Below are 17,079 nucleotides of genomic sequence, written 5' to 3'. Positions count from 1 at the left end.
CGACGGCGGCTTCGGCCTCGACGGCGACCGCATCTGGGCCACCGTCTACCTCGACGACGACGAGGCCATCGACATCTGGCACAAGCAGATCGGCCTGCCGCTCGAGCGCATCGTGCGCCGCGGCATGGACGACAACTTCTGGTCGATGGGCATCCCCGGCCCGTGCGGACCGTGCAGCGAGCTCTACTACGACCGCGGCCCGGACTACGGCCCGGAGGGCGGTCCGGCGGTCGACGAGGACCGCTTCATGGAGTTCTGGAACCTCGTCTTCATGCAGAACGAGCGCGGCCCGAACCGTGGCGGCGGCAAGTCGGACTTCGAGATCCTGGGCGAGCTGCCCAAGAAGAACATCGACACCGGCATGGGCATGGAGCGCATGGCGGCGCTGCTGCAGGGCGTCGACAACCTCTACGAGATCGATGAGACCCGGCCGATCCTGCAGCGCGCGGCCGACCTGGCCGGCAAGGTCTACGGCGCGAACTCGGGCCACGCGGCGTCGGAGTCCCACCCGGACGACGTGCGGCTCCGGGTCATCGCCGACCACGTCCGCTCGGCGCTGATGCTCATCGGCGACGGCGTGATCCCGGGCAACGACGGTCGCGGCTACGTGCTGCGCCGCATCCTGCGCCGCGCGATCCGCTCGATGCGCCTGCTGGGCTACGAGGACCGCTCGTTCCCCGAGCTGTTCCCGGTCGCGCGCGACTGCATGGCCCCGTCCTACCCCGAGCTCGGGACCGACTTCGAGCGCATCTCGCAGTACGCGTACGGGGAGGAGGAGGCGTTCCGGCAGACGCTGCGGGCCGGCACCACCATCCTCGACGTCGCGGTCGCCGACGCGAAGAGGATCGGTTCGACCCAGCTGTCGGGCGAGCGCGCGTTCCAGCTGCACGACACCTACGGCTTCCCGATCGACCTGACCCTCGAGATGGCGGCCGAGCAGGGCATCGAGGTCGACGAGTCGGGCTTCCGCCGGCTCATGGCCGAGCAGCGGGCGCGGGCCAAGGCCGACGCGATGGGCAAGAAGACCGGCCACATCGATCTGTCGATCTACCGCTCGGCGCTCGAGCTCGGGCCGGCCGAGTTCAGCGGCTACACCGAGGTCGTGCGCGAGGCGACCGTCACCGCGCTCATCGGCCCGGACGGGCTGCTCGCCGCGGCGCACGAGGGCGACGAGGTCGAGATCGTCCTCGACACGACCCCGTTCTACGCCGAGGGCGGCGGCCAGCAGGCCGACTGGGGGCGCCTGACCGTCAACGCGCCCGATCGCGCAGCCGAGCTGACCGTCGTCGACGTGCAGTCGCCGCTGCCCGGGCTTCGCGCGCACCGCAGCGTCGTGCTGTCGGGTGAGGTGCGCCCCGGCGATGTCGTGCTGGCCCAGGTCGACATCGAGCGCCGCGCCTCGGTGTCGCGCAGCCACTCGGCCACCCACCTGCTGCACTCCGGGCTGCGCCGCGCGCTCGGCGACTCCGCCGCCCAGGCCGGCTCGCTCAACGCGCCCGGCCGGCTGCGCTTCGACTTCACCACGCCGTCGGCCGTGCCGCACAGCGTGCTCGGCGACGTCGAGGACGAGATCAACGAGGTGCTGCTGCGCGACCTCGAGGTGCGCTGGTTCGTGACCGACCAGGACGAGGCGCGTCGCCTCGGCGCGATCGCGATGTTCGGTGAGAAGTACGGCGAGCAGGTGCGCATCGTCGAGATCGGCGACTACTCGCGCGAGCTCTGCGGCGGCACCCACGTCGAGCGCAGCTCGGTCATCGGCATGGTCAAGCTGCTCGGCGAGGCGTCCATCGGGTCGGGCGTGCGCCGCGTCGAGGCGCTCGTCGGCCTGGACGCGTTCAAGTACCTGGCCCGCGAGCACGTGATCGTGCAGTCGCTGGCGGGGGAGTTCAAGGCCCAGCCCGACGAGCTGCCCGAGCGCATCGCCGGCGTCCTCGACAAGCTGAAGTCGGCCGAGCGCGAACTGGCCAGGCTCCGGGTCGGGCAGGTGCTCGCGAGTGCGGGCACGCTCGCGGCCGCGGCCGAGGACATCGACGGCGTGCAGGTCGTCGTCGCCCAGGCACCGGCGGGCGTGGGCGGCAACGACCTGCGCTCACTCGCCCTCGACGTCCGGGGCCGGCTGCGCTCGGGCGAACCGGCGGTGGTGCTCCTCGCCTCCCCGGCCGACGGTGGCGGCGTGGCGTTCGTCGCGGCGGTCAACGAGTCGGGGCAGTCCCGCGGGCTGGCTGCGGGCGATGTCGTGCGGGCGTTCGCGCCGGTGCTCGGGGCGCGCGGCGGCGGCAAGGGTGACCTCGCCCAGGGCGCCGGCGGCGACGCCGCCCTGCTGGACGACGCGTTCGCGGCGGCCCGCAGCCACCTGGCGGCGGCGCGGAATTGACCGAGCCGGGGGCGAACGGCCCGGACACGCCGGGAGTGTCCGGAATCTGGTTCGCCGTCGACGTGGGCTCGGTGCGGGTCGGCGTGGCCCGCAGCGACCCTCGCGGGGTGCTCGCCGTGCCGGTGAAGACCCTGGCCCGGGACGCGCGCACCGACCGGGACCTCGACGAGCTGGCCGCCCTCGTAGCCGAGTACGAGGCGGTCGGGGTGGTCGTCGGGCTGCCTCGCACGCTGGCCGGTCGCGAAGGCAGCGCCGCCGATTCGGCCCGCGCGTACGGTGACGCGCTGGCCGGGCGCATCGATCCGGTTCCCGTGGAGTACCTGGACGAGCGTCTGACCACGGTATCGGCGCAGCGTAAGCTCCACCAAGGCGGCGTTCGCGGCCGAGCCGGCCGGGCCGTCATCGACCAGGTCGCCGCGGTCGAGTTGCTGCAGCAGTTCCTGGATTCACGCGGGACCTGAACCTGGCCCACCCCGAGAGAGTCGGTAGACCATCGCCGGATGACCGGTCGGCGAAGCGAGCACGGAACGGAGCAGACTGGCGTGAGGCAGCGTGATCGGGAGTCGTTCGTGGACTCCGGTGGCTCGCACGACGATCTGTTCTTCGACGGCGACCACGACGGCGACGCCGACAGTGACCTGCTCGACGACCACCTCGACGGCCGCCCCGGCGACGACCAGCACGGCGACGACCATCACGACGGCGGGCCGCGCCGCTCGCGGGTCGAGGCCAGGCGGCACTCCCGTCGACGCAGCAAACGCCGGTTCATCACCCTGCTCGCCCTGCTGCTCGTCGGCGTTGTCGCCGTTGCCGGCTACTTCGTGGCCCTCCCGATCTATCACTACTTCTCGCCCGCCGACTACGACGGCCGGGGCAGCGGCAGCGTCGTCATCACGATCCGGGCCAACGACGGTGCCAGCCAGATCGGCGACACCCTGACCAAGCAGGGCGTGGTCGCCAGCATCCGCGCCTTCACCGACGCCGCCTCCGGCAACTCGGCCGCCCAGAACATCCAGCCCGGGTCGTACCGGCTGCGCCACCACATGTCGGCGAGCAACGCGCTCACCCTGCTGCTCGACCCGTCGTCGCGGGTGAACTCCGACATCGTGGTCACCGAGGGGGCGACCGTCCCCGACGTCGAGAAACGGCTGACCGCGCCGCCGTGCACCGCCACGTCGCCGGCGAACACGATCTGCGGTCTCGGGCTCGACCCGACGGAGGTGACGAAGGCGCTGGCCGACGTCAAGGCGCTCGGGCTGCCCACCGACTACAACGTCGGCGGCCAGGCGCCGTCGTCCGTCGAGGGCCTGCTCTACCCGGCCACCTACCCGTTCGACGACAAGACCTCTGCCGTCGACGCGCTGCAGCAGATGGTCGGCAAGTTCACCGACCAGGTCCGCGGCCTGCAGCTCTCGGCGGCGGCCAAGCAGCTCAGGCTGACGCCGTACCAGCTGCTGATCGTGGCCTCGATCGCCCAGGCGGAGGCCAAGTTCCCGGCCGACTACGCGAAGGTCGCGCGGGTGATCCTGAACCGCATCGCGGTGGGCCGGCACCTGCAGATCGACGCCACCAGCGCCTACTGGGCCAAGCTGACCGGCAAGGACCCGGCGAAGATCATCTACGCCGCGATCCCCGGCCCCTACAACTCCTACACGCACGCCGGCCTACCGCCGACCCCGATCGGCAACCCCGGGGCCGAGGCGCTCACCGGCGCGGCCAGCCCGCCCGCGGGCAACTGGCTCTACTACGTCAACGGCGACGCCGCCGGCCACCTGTTCTTCACCGACAGCGAGGCGGCGTTCACCAAGGCAGTCGCGAAGTGCAAGGCCCAGAACTGGGGCTGCGGGTAGTCCCGTGACCACCCCCGCCGGGCCGCGACGTGCCGCGGTGCTCGGCCGCCCCGTCGCGCACTCGCTCTCGCCCGTGCTGCACCGGGCGGCGTACGCCGACCTCGGCCTCGACTGGACCTACGAGGCCATCGACTGCGGCGAGGACGACCTGGCCGCGGTGCTGGCCGCGCGGGCGGGATGGGCCGGCTTCTCGTGCACCATGCCGCTCAAGCACGCGATCCTCGAGGTCGCGGTCGAGGTGGCGCCGCTCGCCGCCGCGGTCGGGTCGGCCAACACCCTGCTGCCGCACCCGGCTGGCTGGCTGGCCGACAACACCGACGTCGCCGGCATGGTGGCCGCGCTCGCCGAGCACGCGGTCGCGCCGCGCTCGGTGACGATCCTCGGCGCCGGCGGCACCGCCCAGGCGATGCTGGCCGCGCTCGTGGCGCTCGGCGTCGAGTCGGCCGTCGTGCTGGTGCGGGACCCGGCCCGGACGAGCGGCGTGCGGGCGACCGCCGATCGGCTCGGCCTCACGGTGACGGTGCGACCGCTCGAACCCGGGGCGAGCGCGCTCGGTGCCGATCTGGTCGTCTCGACCCTGCCGCGCGGGGCGGCCGATCCGCTCGCCCGGTGGGAGTGGCGCCCGGACCAGACCGTGTTCGACGTCGTCTACGACCCGTGGCCGACCGCCCTGGCCGGCGCGGCGAGCGCGCGCGGCGCCCGCGTGGTGAGCGGCGCGCTCATGCTGCTGCACCAGGCCGCCGTGCAGGTGTCGTTGATGACCGGGCGCGAGGCGCCGGTCGATTCGATGCGCGCCGCCCTGGACGCCGCGGCACCGGGTTCCGGCCTCTGAGGCACCGGCCCGGCGGCCCCGTCCGCGCCGCCCTGACGCGATCCGCGGGCCTGGCGTTCGTCTCGTCCCTCCCGCTGACGTGACGATCGGCTGCTCGCACGGATCTGTCAGGTTCAACGAGCGAGCCCGCCGGTGGCTACGCTCGAACGCATGGCCGTGACGATCACCCGGCGGGCGGTCGTCCGCCTGCAGTCCGGGGCGGAGCCCGCCTCGACGCCGGACGAGCTCGCCGTCGAGGGCCCGCTCGTGCTGGGTCTGCGGGGCGACAGGATCGCCACGCTGATGCGCACGCCCGGCCAGGATCTCGAACTCGCCGCCGGCTGGCTGGTCGTGGAATCCGGGGTCCGGGCCGCCGAGGACATCGTCACGCTGCGGTCCTGCCGCGAGGACGACACCGATCGGGTGCACATCACCCTGGCCGACGGCGTGCGCGAGCCGCGGCCGCGGGCGTTCGTCACGTCGGCCGCCTGCGGGGTCTGCAGCGCCGACGTCCTGGATCTCACGCTGCTCGCGGTCGGACCGTCGCGTTCGCCGGGGTTCCGGGTCGACGCCGACGTGCTGGTCGCGCTGCCCGACACGATGCGGGCCCGGCAACGCACGTTCGACCGCACCGGCGCGGTGCACGCGGCCGCACTGGCCGACGCGTCGGGAGCCCTCGGTGTCGTGCGCGAGGACGTCGGGCGGCACAACGCCGTCGACAAGGTGATCGGCCACGCGTTGCTCGAGGGCGCGCTGCCGGCCCGCGACCGGTTGCTGGTCGTCAGCGGCCGGGTGTCGTTCGAGATCGTGCAGAAGGCAGTGGCCGCCCGCGTCGCCGGCATCGTCGCCGTCTCCGCGCCGTCGAGCCTCGCCGTCGACCTCGCCCGCGAGCACGACCTGTTGCTCGCCGGCATGGTCCGCAACGGCCGCGTCAACGTCTACGCCGGCGCCGACCTCGTCGCGTCCTGAACGCCGCCCCCCAAACCGTTGAGTGGCGAGTCCGGGCGTTGAGTGGCGCGTAGATTCGCGCCACTGAACCGGCAACTCGCCACTCAACCCGGGTTGGCGGGGACGAGGGTCAGGCCTCGCGGGAGGTGGCGAGGCGCTGCGCCGTCGCGGCCGCCGCCGCCACGGCGTCCGCGCCGCCGCCGTGCAACGCCGCCGCGTAGCCGACCAGGAACGTCGTCAGCGGCGCGGCCGGGCGGGCCACGCCGTGCGCGGCGTCGCGGGCGACGTCGAGCAGCAGGTCCCGGTCGAGGACGTCGGCGTCGATCTCCAGAGCCGCTGCCAGTTCGGCCACCCACTGCGTCAGTGCGTCGTCACTCATCCGTGCCCCTCCCGGTCGCGCGCCCGGTCCAGATCGTCCCAGGTGTCGCAGTCCTGACCCCAGCCGGACGGGTCGGCGACCAGCACCGGCCCGACCGCGGCGACGAGCGCGCGCACCGCCGCGCCGTGCGGGTCGCCGAGCGCCTCCAGGGCCGCGGCCAGCGCCTCGCGCCGCCAGGCCCCGGCGAGGTTGTTCACCCGGCCACCGCTGTCGACGAGCAGGGCCGCGGCGGCGCCGTCGTCCAGGGTCGCCAGGAGCACCGGCACGGCCGGCGCGATCGCCGGCAGGTCGGCGGCCAGCACGACCACGGCGTCGCTGGACGTGTGCGCGAACCCGGCGGCGATCGCCGCGACCGGACCGCCGCCGGGCGGATCCTCCCGGCACCAGACGACGTCGCGGGCGAGCGGTCGCGGCGGCCCGACCACGACGAGCGCCTCGGCACCGCCGACGGCCGCCACGACCCGCTCGAGCAGGGACGAGTCGCCCACGAGCAGGCCCGGCTTGTCGGCGCCGTCCAGTCGCCGGGCTGCCCCCCCGGCCACCACGATCGCGTCATACATGCTCCCGACGCTATCGGGACCCCCGGCCACCACGATCGGGTCATACATGCTCCCGACGCTAGCCGGGTCGGCGCCAACTAGGCTGCTGCCCCGTGTCTCCCGAACTGACCGGCGCGCTGGCCGGGGGCGCGGCGTGCCTCGTGGCCTCGCCGTATCTCGCGCGGCTGACCCTCTCGGTGCCCGACCGCGAGCGACGGGACTGGTGGCGGGGCGAGCCGGCCACGCGGGCCCGGATGGTCGTCACCGCCGCCGTCGCGCTGCTGTTCGGCGGCCTCGGCGGCGCGGCCGCCACATGGGGCGCGCTGTGGCCGGCGTTCCTCGCCTACGCCCTGCTGTGTACCCCGCTCGCGATCATCGACCTCGAGTGCCACCGCCTGCCCAACCGGCTCGTCCTCCTCTTCGCCGGCGCCGCGGCCGCGTTCCTCACCCTCGCCGCCGCGGTCGACGACCACTGGCACGCCTGGCTCCGCGCGGCCGAGGGTGCGGCCGCCGTCTACGCCGTGCTGCTCGCCCTCGCGCTCATCTCACCCAAGGGCTTCGGCTACGGCGACGTCAAGATCGGCGGGGTGCTCGGCGGCTACCTCGGCTGGTTCGGCTGGCTCGACGTCTACTTCGGCATCTTCGCCGGGTTCCTGCTCGGCTCGGTCGTCGCGGTCGCGGTCATGGCCGCCGGGCGCGGCACGCGAAAGACCCTGATCCCGTTCGGGCCGATGCTGATCCTCGGCCCGCTCCTGGTGATCGCGTTCGACCTGGTGCCCTCGTTCAGCTCTTAGGGAGCGCTGCCTACTCTCGAAGGTATGGCCCCCTCCGCGTCCTCGCGTCCCGATCCGACCGTCTTCGTCCTGTTCGGGGCGACGGGTGACCTCGCCAAGCGCATGGTGCTCCCGGCGTTCTACCGGCTGGCCAAGGAGGGGCTGCTGCCGAAGGACTGGATGCTCGTCGGCAACGGCCGCGGCGACGTCGCCCACGAGGACTTCCGGGCGCACGTGCGCGGCGTGCTCACCGAGAACGGGGAGTCGCTGACCGACGGCTCGTGGGGCGAGTTCAGCCGCCGGCTGCGCTTCGCCGGCGGCGGCTTCGACCACCAGGACCCGGGCAGCCTGCTCGACGTCATCGCCGAGGCCCGCGAGGAGGTCGGTCACGACGCGCAGATCGTGCATTACCTCGCCGTGCCGCCGGTCGCGTTCATCGGTCTGACCAAGGGGCTCGGCGCGCACGACCTGGCCAAGGGCAGCCGGGTCGTCTTCGAGAAGCCGTTCGGCACCTCGGCCGAGGGCTTCAAGGAGCTCGACGACGCGGTGCACAAGGTGCTCGAGGAGGATCAGGTCTTCCGCATCGACCACTTCCTCGGCAAGGAGGCGACGCAGAACCTGCACGTGCTGCGTTTCGCCAACGGCCTGTTCGACGCCATGTGGAGCAACAAGCACATCCGGGCCGTCCAGATCGACGTCCCCGAGAAGATCGGCGTCACCGATCGGGCCGGGTTCTACGACGCGACCGGCGCCGTGCTCGACATGCTCGTCACCCACCTCTTCCAGGTCGTCGCCGAGATCGCGATGGAGCCGCCGACGAGCCTCAAGGCCGAGCACCTGCAGGCCGCCCGCGAGGAGGTCATCGGCTGCTTCCGGCCGATCGATCCGAAGGACGTCGTGCTGGGCCAGTTCGACGGCTACCGCGACATCGACGGCATCGACGACCGCTCGACCACCGACACCTACGTCGCCGCCAAGCTGTTCATCGACAACGAGCGCTGGAAGGGCGTGCCGTTCCTGCTGCGCACCGGCAAGCGGATGGCGTTCAGCCGACAGACGGTCAGCCTGATCCTGCGCGAGCCCGAGGGCACGCTCGCCGACGTCCCGAAGCACGGCAACGTGATCCGCCTCGACCTCAGCGGCAGCGGCGCGATCGAGATGCGCCTGGTCGCCAAGCGACCCGGACCGGCCCTCGACCTCGACGTCGCCGATCTCGACCTGCAGCTCGCCGCCCTGCCCGACGGCGACCCGCTGCCGCCCTACGTCCGCCTCATCAACGACGTCCTGATGGGCGACCGCTCGCTGTTCACCCGGCCGGACGGCCTCGCCGCGGTGTGGGAGGCGGCCGGTCCGCTGCTCGACTCGCCGCCGAAGCCGCAGCCCTACGCGCCCGGCTCCTGGGGCCCGGAGGCGGCGGACAAGCTGGCCGAACCGGACGGCTGGCTGCTCGGGCAGTAAGCCGCCCGGCCCCTTCTGAGAGACTTTCGGGCGTGCTGCGCTGGATCACCGCCGGGGAATCCCACGGCCCTGCCCTGGTGGCCGTCCTCGACGGCCTGCCGTGCGGGGTCGGGGTCACCACGACCGACCTCACCCGCGACCTCGCCCGGCGCCGCCTCGGCCACGGCCGCGGGGCCCGGATGAAGTTCGAGCAGGACGAGGTCGAGCTCACCGGCGGCGTGCGGCACGGCGTCACGATGGGCGGCCCGATCGCCGTGCGCGTCGGCAACACCGAGTGGCCGAAGTGGGAGCAGGTGATGTCGGCCGACCCGGTCGACGAGGAGATCCTGGCCGCCCTGGCCCGCAACGCCCCGCTCACCCGGCCGCGACCCGGTCACGCCGACCTCGCCGGCATGCAGAAGTACGACCTCGACGACGCCCGGCCGATCCTCGAGCGGGCCAGCGCCCGGGAGACCGCCGCCCGCGTCGCGCTCGGCGCCGTCGCCCGCGCCTTCCTGCGCCAGGCCGCCGGCGTCGAGATCGTCAGCCATGTGGTCGGCATCGGGTCGGTCACCGCCCCGGCCGGGGTCGTGCCGCGGCCCGCCGACGCCGACGCCGTCGACGAGTCCGAGGTGCGCTGCTTCGACGCCGCCACGAGCACGGCGATGGTCGAGGAGATCGACCGCACCCGCAAGGACGGCGACACCCTCGGCGGTGTCGTCGAGGTGCTCGCCTACGGCCTGCCGCCCGGCCTGGGCAGCTTCACCCACGGCGATCGCCGCCTCGACGGCAGGCTGGCCGCGGCGCTCATGGGCATCCAGGCCATCAAGGGCGTCGAGATCGGCGACGGCTTCGAGCTCGCCCGCATCCGCGGCTCGCTCGCTCACGACGAGATCGTCAACGACGACGGCGTGATCCGCCGCGTCTCCGGCCGCTCCGGCGGCACCGAGGGCGGCATGACCACCGGCGAGGTGCTGCGCGTGCGCGCGGCCATGAAGCCGATCAGCACCGTGCCGCGCGCGCTGCGCACCGTCGACACCGGGACCGGGGAGGCGGCCGTCGCGATCAACCAACGCTCCGACGTCTGCGCGGTGCCGGCCGCCGGCGTGGTCGCCGAGGCGATGGTCGCGCTCGTCCTCGCCGAGGCGGTACTCGAGAAGTTCGGCGGCGACTCCGTGCGCGAGACGCGCCGCAACCTCGACTCCTACGTCACCCGCCTCGTCGAGCGGGGCCTCACCCCGGCCTCGGACCCGCCGCGGTGACCCCTCGGGTCGTGCTCGTCGGGCTGCCCGGCGCGGGCAAGAGCACCACGGGGCGTCGGCTGGCGAAGATCCTGGCCGTCCCGTTCGCCGACTCCGACGACCTCGTCGAGGCCGCCGACGGGCGCACCGTGCGCGAGATCTTCGCCGAGTCGGGCGAGGCCGCGTTCCGCGCGGCCGAGTGCGCCGCGATCTCCGACGCGCTCACCGGGTTCGACGGCGTCCTCGCCCTCGGCGGCGGCGCGCTGACCCACGACGGCACGCGGTCGGCCGTGGCCGCGTCGGGCGTGCCGGTGGTGCTGCTGCGCGCGGCGCTCGCGACGCTGGGCGTGCGCGTGGGGGACGCGCAGTCGCGCCCGCTGCTGGCCGGCGACGCGGCCGCCCGCCTCGCCGAGCTGGAGCTCGAGCGCGCCCCGGTCTACGCCGAGCTCGCCGACCTCACCGTCGACACCGACGGCCGCACCCCGGGCCAGATCGCGGCCACCGTCGCGGCCCGGCTGCACAACAGCGGGAGGTTGTAGGTGGTCACACGCATCGAGGTTGAGGGGGCGACCCCCTACCCCGTGCTCATCGGGGCCGGGCTCGACGCCGAGCTGGCGCCGGTGCTCGCCGGCGCCGCCCGGGTCGCGATCATTCATCCGCCGACGCTGCGCGCCCGTGCCGAGGCCGCACAGGCCGGGCTGAGGGACGCCGGCGTCGCCGCCCACCTCGTCGAGGTGCCCGACGGCGAGGCCGCCAAGACCCTCGAGGTCGCCGGGCGCTGCTGGAGCGTCCTGGGCGAGCTCGGGTTCACCCGCTCCGACGCTCTCGTCGGGCTCGGCGGGGGAGCGACCACCGATCTCGCCGGCTGGGTCGCCGCCGCCTGGCTGCGCGGCGTGAAGGTCGTCCACGTCGCCACGACCCTCGCCGGCATGGTCGACGCCGCCGTCGGCGGCAAGACCGGCATCAACACCGAACGGGGCAAGAACCTCGTCGGCGCGTTCCACCCGCCGGCCGCGGTGCTGTGCGACCTCGACGCGCTGCGGACGCTGCCGGCCGACGACTACCGCGCCGGCCTGGCCGAGATCGTGAAGTGCGGCTTCATCGCCGATCCGGCGATCCTCGAGCTCATCGAGGCCGACCCGGGCGCCGCCGCGACGCCGGGCAACCCGGCCGAGCGCGAACTCGTCGAGCGGTCGGTGCGGGTCAAGGCGCACGTCGTCGGCGAGGACCTCACCGAGCAGGGCCTGCGCGAGATTCTCAACTACGGGCACACGCTGGGCCACGCCATCGAGCGGGCCGAGCGCTACCGCTGGCGGCACGGTGACGCGGTGTCGGTCGGGCTCGTCTACGCCGCCGCCCTCGGCCGGCACCTGGGCCGCCTCGACGACGCGACCGCCGACCGGCACCGCGCCGTCCTGGCCGAGGTCGGCCTGCCGGTGTCCTACGCCGCCGACGCGTTCCCGACGCTGCTCGACACGATGCGCATCGACAAGAAGGCTCGCGGCAACCGGCTGCGCTTCGTCGTGCTCGACGGCCTGGCCCGCCCCGTCTCGGTGGACGAACCCGCCGCCGAGATCCTGACCGCCGCCTACGCCGAGGTGTCACCATGAGCGACGCTGGCGGAGCGAATCCTGCAGACAGTGGCCCGTGGGTGGCCGGACCGAGCGAAGCGAGGGTAGGCCAGTGAGCAATCCCAAGGTCCTGGTGCTGAACGGGCCCAACCTGTCGCGCCTCGGCACCCGCGAGCCCGACATCTACGGTTCCACGACCTACGCCGAGCTCGTTGCGCTCTGCACCCGCGGCGGTGCCGAGCTCGGGCTCGACGTCGAGGTGCGGCAGAGCGAGCACGAGGGCGAGCTGCTGACCTGGCTGCACGAGGCGGCCGAGCGGGGAGTGCCGGTGGTGCTCAACGCGGCCGCGCTGACGCACACGTCGGTCGCGGTCGGCGACGCCTGCGCGATGCTCACCGCGCCGCTCGTCGAGGTGCACATCAGCAACATCCACCAGCGCGAGCCGTTCCGGCACACGAGCTACGTGTCGGCCCACGCCGCCGGCGTCATCGTCGGGCTCGGTGTCGAGGGTTACGTCCTCGCGCTGTCCTGGCTCTCGTCGCAGCAGCCGGCCGATGCCGGCTGAGGCCCGCTGGCACGACCGCGTCGTCGAGCGTGCGGCCGACACCGCCGTCGCCGCGATGCCGGTGCCGCTGCGCGTGCTCGACGTGGGCTGCGGCTCCGGGGCCCTGCTGCGCGAGCTGGTCGTCCGCGCGCCCTACAGCGACGCGTTCGTCGGGCTCGACCCCGACCCCGGGGCACTCGCCACGGCCGAGGAGCAGTCGGACCGGCGGATCGACTTCGTCCGCGGCCGCGCCGAGGCGCTGCCCTTCGCCGACGGCGCGTTCGATCTCGTCGTCAGCACCACGTCGTTCCACCGCTGGTCCGACCCGGAGCGGGGCCTGGCCGAGCTGCACCGGGTGATCGCGCCGCGGGGCAAGGTGGTGCTCGTCGACCTCTGCGCCGGGCCGCTGCGCCGCACGGCGGAGGGCGCCCGGCCGGCCCGCCGGATCGTCCAGCAGCTCACCGACGCCGGGCTCACCGTGCACCGGTCGGAGACGCTCCAGCGGGTCGCCTGGACCCTCCCGCTCGTCCGCGCCTTCGTCGCGGGACGCTGAGGCCCGGGCATGGACTGGACTCTCGCCGTCGCCGCGTTCGGCATCGGCATCGTCGTCGGCCTGACCGGCATGGGCGGCGGGGCGCTGATGACGCCGGTGCTCGTGCTGTTCTTCAACGTGCCGCCGCTCGCGGCCGTGTCGAGCGACCTCGTCGCCAGCGCGGTGATGAAGCCGGTCGGCTCGATCGTGCACCTGCGCCACGGCACCGTGCGGATGGACCTCGTGCGCTGGCTCTGCGTCGGGTCGGTGCCGGCCGCGTTCCTCGGCGTGCTGCTGGCCCGCGCGCTCGGGCACGGCTCGAACGTCGACGACACCATCCAGACCGCGCTCGGCATCGCGCTCGTGATCGCGGCCGCCGGGCTGTTCGCGCGGGCCTACCTGCGCCTGGCCGAGCGGGCCCGGCACCGCGACGGGACCCGCGACGCCGACCCGGCCGGACCGCCCGACGTCGTGCTCCGGGCGGTGCCGACCGTCGCCATCGGGGCCGTGGGCGGCGTGGTCGTCGGCATGACCTCGGTGGGCAGCGGCTCGCTGATCATCATCGCGCTGATGCTGCTGTACCCGACGCTGCGGGCGAGCGAGCTCGTCGGCACCGACCTCGTCCAGGCCGTCCCGCTCGTGGCCTCGGCCGCGCTCGGGCACGTCCTGTTCGGTGACCTCAAGCTGTCGGTCACCTACGCCCTGCTGGTCGGCTCCATCCCCGGCGCGTTCCTCGGCGCGCAGCTGTCCTCGCGACTGCCGGGCGCGCTCATCCGGCGGGCCCTGGCCTTCGTGCTGCTGGCCTCGGCGCTGAAGCTGCTCGGTGCCTCCACGACCGCCACCGGCGTCGTCCTCGCGCTGCTGCTGGTCCTGGCCGGCCCGGTCTGGATGGCGCTGCGCCGGGCGCACGGCTTCCCCGCGTGGCCGGCCCGCGAGCGGGCGTCCGTCTAGCGCGCGCGGATCCCGGCACTTCGGGCTATGTTGTTACTCGTCAGTAGCTTTAGTGGGGAGCCAGCCGTGAAGGTGCTCGATCTGTACGAACGGGCCAGCCGCGTGCCGGTGCTCGGCAAGGGCGCGTTCTCGCTCGCCGTCGCGCTGCGGGCGCCGTACTTCCTCACCATCGCACCGTCGCTGGTCGAACTGGAGCCGAACCGCGCCGTCGTGCGCATCCGCAAGTGGTGGGGCGTGCACAACCACCTCGGTACCGTGCACGCCATCGCCGTCGCGAACGGGCTCGAGATGGCGATGGGGGTGCTGGCCGAGGCCACCATCCCGACCCACCTGCGCTGGATACCCAAGGGTATGGAGCTGGAGTACCTGGCGCTGTCCGACTCGACCCTGCTCGCCACCGCCGACACCGACCCGGCCGACTGGGAGCGGCCCGGCGAGGTGCGCGTGGCCGTGCGGGCGACGCGCGAGGACGGCACCGTCGTCGTCCAGGGCACGATCCGGCTGCACACCAGCGAGAAGAAGCGGGCCGAGACGGTGAGCGCTAGCCCAGTCGCCGGCTGACGTAGGTCGGCAGCTCCTTGGCCAGGTTGGCCGTGCGGGCGATGCGGTGGTTCGCCGAGCGCATGAGCCGGGCCTGCAGCCAGGTCTCGGTCCAGAACGCGCGCCGCGACGACTGCGTCCAGGTCGAGTGGAACAACCGCTTGGTCAAGGCCACGGAGTCGGGGGAGCGGGTGAGCAGTTGCCCGACAAGGGCCTCGGCCTCCTTCGCCGGGTCGTCGGCCACGCCGGTGACGAGGCCGTAGGTCAGCGCCTGGCGGCCGTCGATGATCTCGCCGGTCATGGTGAGGCGCTTCGCGACGTCCATGCCGACGAGTTCGCGCAGCGTGACCGAGCCGGTCATGTCGGGGATGAGACCCCACTTGGCCTCCATGACCGACAGCTCGCAGCCGGGCGTGGCGAAGCGGAAGTCGGCGGCGAGCGCCAGTTGCAGCCCGCCACCGAAGCAGTGCCCGTGCAGCACGGCGATCACCGGCACCGGCAGCTCGCGCCAGGCCCAGCACGCCTGCTGGAAGAGGTTGGTGCGCTGCCCGGGCAGCTTGACGAAGCCGCGGGCGGTGGCGAGCGGGCCGGCCTGCGCCACCGAGGCGAAATCGAGCCCGGCGCAGAAGGCCTTGCCGTCACCGGCGAGGACGACGGCGCGGATCGAGCGGTCGGCGGCGACGCGTCCGGCCACCGCGACGAGGTCGTGCAGCATCTCGAGGTCGAGGCCGTTGTACTTCTCGGCCCGGTTGAGAGTCACGTGGGCGACCCGCCCGGCCGGTTCGTCGCGGACGTCCAGCAGCACTCGGCCCGTCATGAGCGGGCCAGCGAGCGAAGGGCGAATCGGCGTGGCCTTCGACGGCCGGAGCGAAGCGACGAACGGTCCATGGGCGCCAGCCTAGGCGGGCGTGGTCGGGGATGCCCGCCGGCGATGACTAGACTTCACCGACGTGGCAACGACTAACGACCTCAAGAACGGCCTGGTGCTGAACATCGACGGCGCCCTGTGGACCGTCGTGGAATTCCAGCACGTCAAGCCGGGCAAGGGCGGCGCCTTCGTCCGCACGACCCTGAAGAACGTGCTGTCGGGCAAAGTGGTCGACCGCACCTTCAACGCCGGCACCAAGGTCGAGACGGCCACCGTCGACAAGCGCGGCATGACCTTCCTCTACAAGGAGGGCACCGATTTCGTCTTCATGGACACCGATACCTACGACCAGGTCTACGTGCCGGCGGCCACCGTCGGCGACGCCGCGAACTACCTGCTCGACAACGCCGAGGTCGCGGTCGCGATGCACGAGGGCGTGGCGCTCTACCTCGAGCTGCCCACCAGCGTCGAGCTCGTGATCAGCCACACCGACCCGGGCCTGCAGGGCGACCGCAGCACCGGCGGCACCAAGCCGGCGACGCTCGAGACCGGCGCCGAGATCCAGGTGCCACTGTTCGTGTCGACCGGCGAGAAGGTCAAGGTCGACACCCGCGACGGCCGGTACCTCGGCCGCGTCAACAGCTGACGCCGCAGTTCGTGTCCGCTCGCAGCAAGGCCCGCAAACGCGCTCTCGACGTCCTCTACGAGTCCGACGTCCGCGGCGTGGACGCGCTCGGCACCCTGGCCGAGCGCGTGTCGCTCGCCGACCCGCCGGTCAACGACTACACGATCGAGCTCGTCGAAGGCGTGCAGGCCAACCGCCCCCGCATCGACGAGATCCTGGCCGAGTACGCCGAGGGCTGGACGATTGCGCGCATGCCCGACGTCGACCGAGCGCTGCTGCGCCTCGGCGTCTACGAGCTGCTGTGGCGGGACGAGGTGCCGCACGCCGTCGCGATCGACGAGGCCGTCGAGCTGGCCAAGACGCTCTCGACCGACGAGTCGCCGAGATTCGTCAACGGCGTCCTGGGACGAGTGCTGCGGGACCAGCCCGCGACCTAGGGCTCGCTGTCGACGATGACGGATTCGGGGGCCAGCACCTGCCAGCGGACGAGCCGCTCGGTGAGGGCCTCGACCGTGGTGTCGTACATGAGCGCGAGGGTGCGGAGATCCTCGTGCCGCACCGGCAGGGTGCGCAGATGGGCGTCGCCGCGCTGGCGCTGGATCGACGTGACGAACCGGCGCAGGATGTCGGCCGTGTTGTCGGTCAGGTTCATGACCTTGTCGAGGTTGAGCACGATGCGCGAGAGCGGGGTGCCGGTGGAGGCGCCGGCGAACGGGCTGTCGTCGGGCGGCAGCAGGTCGCTGACCGGCACGCCGTAGAAGTCGGCGAGTTCGGAGAGGCGCTGCACCGACACGGCGCGGTCGCCCCGCTCGTAGGAGCCGACGACGACGGCCTTCCACTTCCCGTCGGACTTGCGCTCGACGCCGTGCAAGGAGAGGTGTTGCTGCATGCGGACCGCCCGCAGCCGGGTGCCGAGGGCCTTGGCGTAGCCGTCGCTCACTACCGCGTCTTCCTCGGCCTGTCTGCCGGTCATCCCCACCCCGATGTCGTCGCGTCCGTGCTCATGGAGCCAGTGTTGCCCTGATCTCGAGCATTTCGACCGTAATCTTGTCCACAACGGCCTGTCAAAAATGAAATTCGATGTTGTGCATGATGC

20 protein-coding genes are annotated in these 17,079 nt (G+C 73.1%); 16 read left to right on the top strand and 4 right to left on the bottom strand.

All coding sequences use genetic code 11. The features are described 5' to 3' along the window. From alaS to fdhD, 5 genes are all read left to right on the top strand, one after another. Window positions 1-2,374 (top strand): alanine--tRNA ligase (alaS, locus tag VGN18_RS16735; RefSeq protein ID WP_327540852.1); only part of this gene is annotated, 2,374 nt, incomplete at its 5' end. A gap of 35 nt (window positions 2,375-2,409) precedes the next feature. Then, window positions 2,410-2,835, top strand: a complete 426-nt coding sequence (ruvX, locus tag VGN18_RS16730; RefSeq protein ID WP_327540851.1) for a Holliday junction resolvase RuvX — start codon at window positions 2,410-2,412, stop codon at window positions 2,833-2,835. A gap of 81 nt (window positions 2,836-2,916) precedes the next feature. Then, complete coding sequence (gene mltG / locus VGN18_RS16725) at window positions 2,917-4,224, top strand: endolytic transglycosylase MltG (protein WP_327540850.1); 1,308 nt, start codon at window positions 2,917-2,919, stop codon at window positions 4,222-4,224. A gap of 4 nt (window positions 4,225-4,228) precedes the next feature. After that, on the top strand, window positions 4,229-5,056 hold the full coding sequence (locus VGN18_RS16720; protein WP_327540849.1) for a shikimate dehydrogenase: 828 nt from the start codon (window positions 4,229-4,231) through the stop codon (window positions 5,054-5,056). Between the two features lie 150 nt (window positions 5,057-5,206). Continuing rightward, entirely contained in the window at window positions 5,207-6,004 is a 798-nt protein-coding gene (fdhD, locus tag VGN18_RS16715) for a formate dehydrogenase accessory sulfurtransferase FdhD (RefSeq protein WP_327540848.1), read from the top strand. Between the two features lie 109 nt (window positions 6,005-6,113). On the opposite strand, the gene VGN18_RS16710 is transcribed toward fdhD, so the two are convergent. Then, complete coding sequence (locus VGN18_RS16710; RefSeq protein WP_327540847.1) at window positions 6,114-6,362, bottom strand: DUF6457 domain-containing protein; 249 nt, start codon at window positions 6,360-6,362, stop codon at window positions 6,114-6,116. Beyond that, on the bottom strand, window positions 6,359-6,922 hold the full coding sequence (mobA, locus tag VGN18_RS16705) for a molybdenum cofactor guanylyltransferase (RefSeq protein ID WP_327540846.1): 564 nt from the start codon (window positions 6,920-6,922) through the stop codon (window positions 6,359-6,361). The genes VGN18_RS16710 and mobA overlap by 4 nt, the downstream gene beginning before the upstream one ends. Before the next feature lie 92 nt (window positions 6,923-7,014). Between mobA and VGN18_RS16700 the strand changes: the two genes are divergently transcribed. The 9 genes from VGN18_RS16700 (at window position 7,015) to VGN18_RS16660 (ending at window position 14,511) form a co-directional block, all read left to right on the top strand. Continuing rightward, window positions 7,015-7,695, top strand: coding sequence for a prepilin peptidase (locus tag VGN18_RS16700; RefSeq protein WP_327540845.1), 681 nt, complete (start codon window positions 7,015-7,017; stop codon window positions 7,693-7,695). Window positions 7,696-7,719: 24 nt separating this feature from the next. Then, window positions 7,720-9,132 (top strand): glucose-6-phosphate dehydrogenase, encoded by a 1,413-nt coding sequence (gene zwf, locus VGN18_RS16695; RefSeq protein WP_327540844.1) that lies wholly within the window; start codon window positions 7,720-7,722, stop codon window positions 9,130-9,132. A gap of 32 nt (window positions 9,133-9,164) precedes the next feature. Further along, window positions 9,165-10,373 carry a chorismate synthase gene (gene aroC / locus VGN18_RS16690; RefSeq protein ID WP_327540843.1) on the top strand — a complete coding sequence of 403 codons (1,209 nt, stop codon included), beginning with the start codon at window positions 9,165-9,167 and terminating at the stop codon, window positions 10,371-10,373. Then, complete coding sequence (locus VGN18_RS16685; RefSeq protein WP_327540842.1) at window positions 10,370-10,891, top strand: shikimate kinase; 522 nt, start codon at window positions 10,370-10,372, stop codon at window positions 10,889-10,891. Before aroC ends, VGN18_RS16685 begins: the two co-directional genes overlap by 4 nt. Then, window positions 10,892-11,962: a 3-dehydroquinate synthase gene (gene aroB, locus VGN18_RS16680; protein ID WP_327540841.1), complete on the top strand. Its 1,071-nt coding sequence runs from the start codon at window positions 10,892-10,894 to the stop codon at window positions 11,960-11,962. 73 nt (window positions 11,963-12,035) lie between these two features. Next, window positions 12,036-12,488 (top strand): type II 3-dehydroquinate dehydratase, encoded by a 453-nt coding sequence (gene aroQ / locus VGN18_RS16675; RefSeq protein WP_327540840.1) that lies wholly within the window; start codon window positions 12,036-12,038, stop codon window positions 12,486-12,488. Beyond that, the gene (locus VGN18_RS16670; protein ID WP_327540839.1) at window positions 12,478-13,020 is read left to right on the top strand and encodes a class I SAM-dependent methyltransferase; all 543 of its coding nucleotides are present in this window, start codon (window positions 12,478-12,480) and stop codon (window positions 13,018-13,020) included. Before aroQ ends, VGN18_RS16670 begins: the two co-directional genes overlap by 11 nt. Window positions 13,021-13,029: 9 nt before the next feature. After that, on the top strand, window positions 13,030-13,950 hold the full coding sequence (locus VGN18_RS16665) for a sulfite exporter TauE/SafE family protein (protein WP_327540838.1): 921 nt from the start codon (window positions 13,030-13,032) through the stop codon (window positions 13,948-13,950). A gap of 66 nt (window positions 13,951-14,016) precedes the next feature. Further along, window positions 14,017-14,511, top strand: a complete 495-nt coding sequence (locus VGN18_RS16660) for a hotdog fold domain-containing protein (RefSeq protein WP_327540837.1) — start codon at window positions 14,017-14,019, stop codon at window positions 14,509-14,511. Here the strand turns inward: VGN18_RS16660 and VGN18_RS16655 are convergent. Continuing rightward, window positions 14,492-15,307 carry a crotonase/enoyl-CoA hydratase family protein gene (locus VGN18_RS16655; protein WP_327540836.1) on the bottom strand — a complete coding sequence of 272 codons (816 nt, stop codon included), beginning with the start codon at window positions 15,305-15,307 and terminating at the stop codon, window positions 14,492-14,494. The two genes, VGN18_RS16660 and VGN18_RS16655, sit on opposite strands and share 20 nt — an antisense overlap. Before the next feature lie 133 nt (window positions 15,308-15,440). Between VGN18_RS16655 and efp the strand changes: the two genes are divergently transcribed. Both efp and nusB read left to right on the top strand, forming a co-directional pair. Further along, a complete protein-coding gene (gene efp / locus VGN18_RS16650; protein ID WP_327540835.1) occupies window positions 15,441-16,004 on the top strand; it encodes an elongation factor P in 564 nt (187 codons plus the stop codon). 11 nt (window positions 16,005-16,015) lie between these two features. Next, the gene (nusB, locus tag VGN18_RS16645; RefSeq protein WP_327540834.1) at window positions 16,016-16,420 is read left to right on the top strand and encodes a transcription antitermination factor NusB; all 405 of its coding nucleotides are present in this window, start codon (window positions 16,016-16,018) and stop codon (window positions 16,418-16,420) included. Here the strand turns inward: nusB and VGN18_RS16640 are convergent. Further along, complete coding sequence (locus VGN18_RS16640) at window positions 16,417-16,956, bottom strand: transcriptional regulator (RefSeq protein WP_327540833.1); 540 nt, start codon at window positions 16,954-16,956, stop codon at window positions 16,417-16,419. The genes nusB and VGN18_RS16640 overlap by 4 nt on opposite strands. Window positions 16,957-17,079 lie beyond the last annotated feature (123 nt).

Origin of the sequence: Jatrophihabitans sp., assembly GCF_036000465.1 — a bacterium.
Lineage (GTDB): Bacteria > Actinomycetota > Actinomycetes > Mycobacteriales > Jatrophihabitantaceae > Jatrophihabitans.
The sequence above is the reverse complement of the archived record's forward strand: the minus strand, read 5'-3'. Positions and strand labels throughout refer to the sequence as shown.

Bases quoted from the DNA above. Each gene is read 5' to 3' on its own strand.
- fdhD (WP_327540848.1), top strand. From the start codon at position 5,207: ATGGCCGTGACGATCACCCGGCGGGCGGTCGTCCGCCTGCAGTCCGGG.
- VGN18_RS16710 (WP_327540847.1), bottom strand. From the start codon at position 6,362: ATGAGTGACGACGCACTGACGCAGTGGGTGGCCGAACTGGCAGCGGCT.
- mobA (WP_327540846.1), bottom strand. From the start codon at position 6,922: ATGTATGACGCGATCGTGGTGGCCGGGGGGGCAGCCCGGCGACTGGAC.
- zwf (WP_327540844.1), top strand. From the start codon at position 7,720: ATGGCCCCCTCCGCGTCCTCGCGTCCCGATCCGACCGTCTTCGTCCTG.
- VGN18_RS16670 (WP_327540839.1), top strand. From the start codon at position 12,478: ATGCCGGCTGAGGCCCGCTGGCACGACCGCGTCGTCGAGCGTGCGGCC.
- VGN18_RS16665 (WP_327540838.1), top strand. From the start codon at position 13,030: ATGGACTGGACTCTCGCCGTCGCCGCGTTCGGCATCGGCATCGTCGTC.
- VGN18_RS16655 (WP_327540836.1), bottom strand. From the start codon at position 15,307: ATGACGGGCCGAGTGCTGCTGGACGTCCGCGACGAACCGGCCGGGCGG.
- VGN18_RS16640 (WP_327540833.1), bottom strand. From the start codon at position 16,956: ATGACCGGCAGACAGGCCGAGGAAGACGCGGTAGTGAGCGACGGCTAC.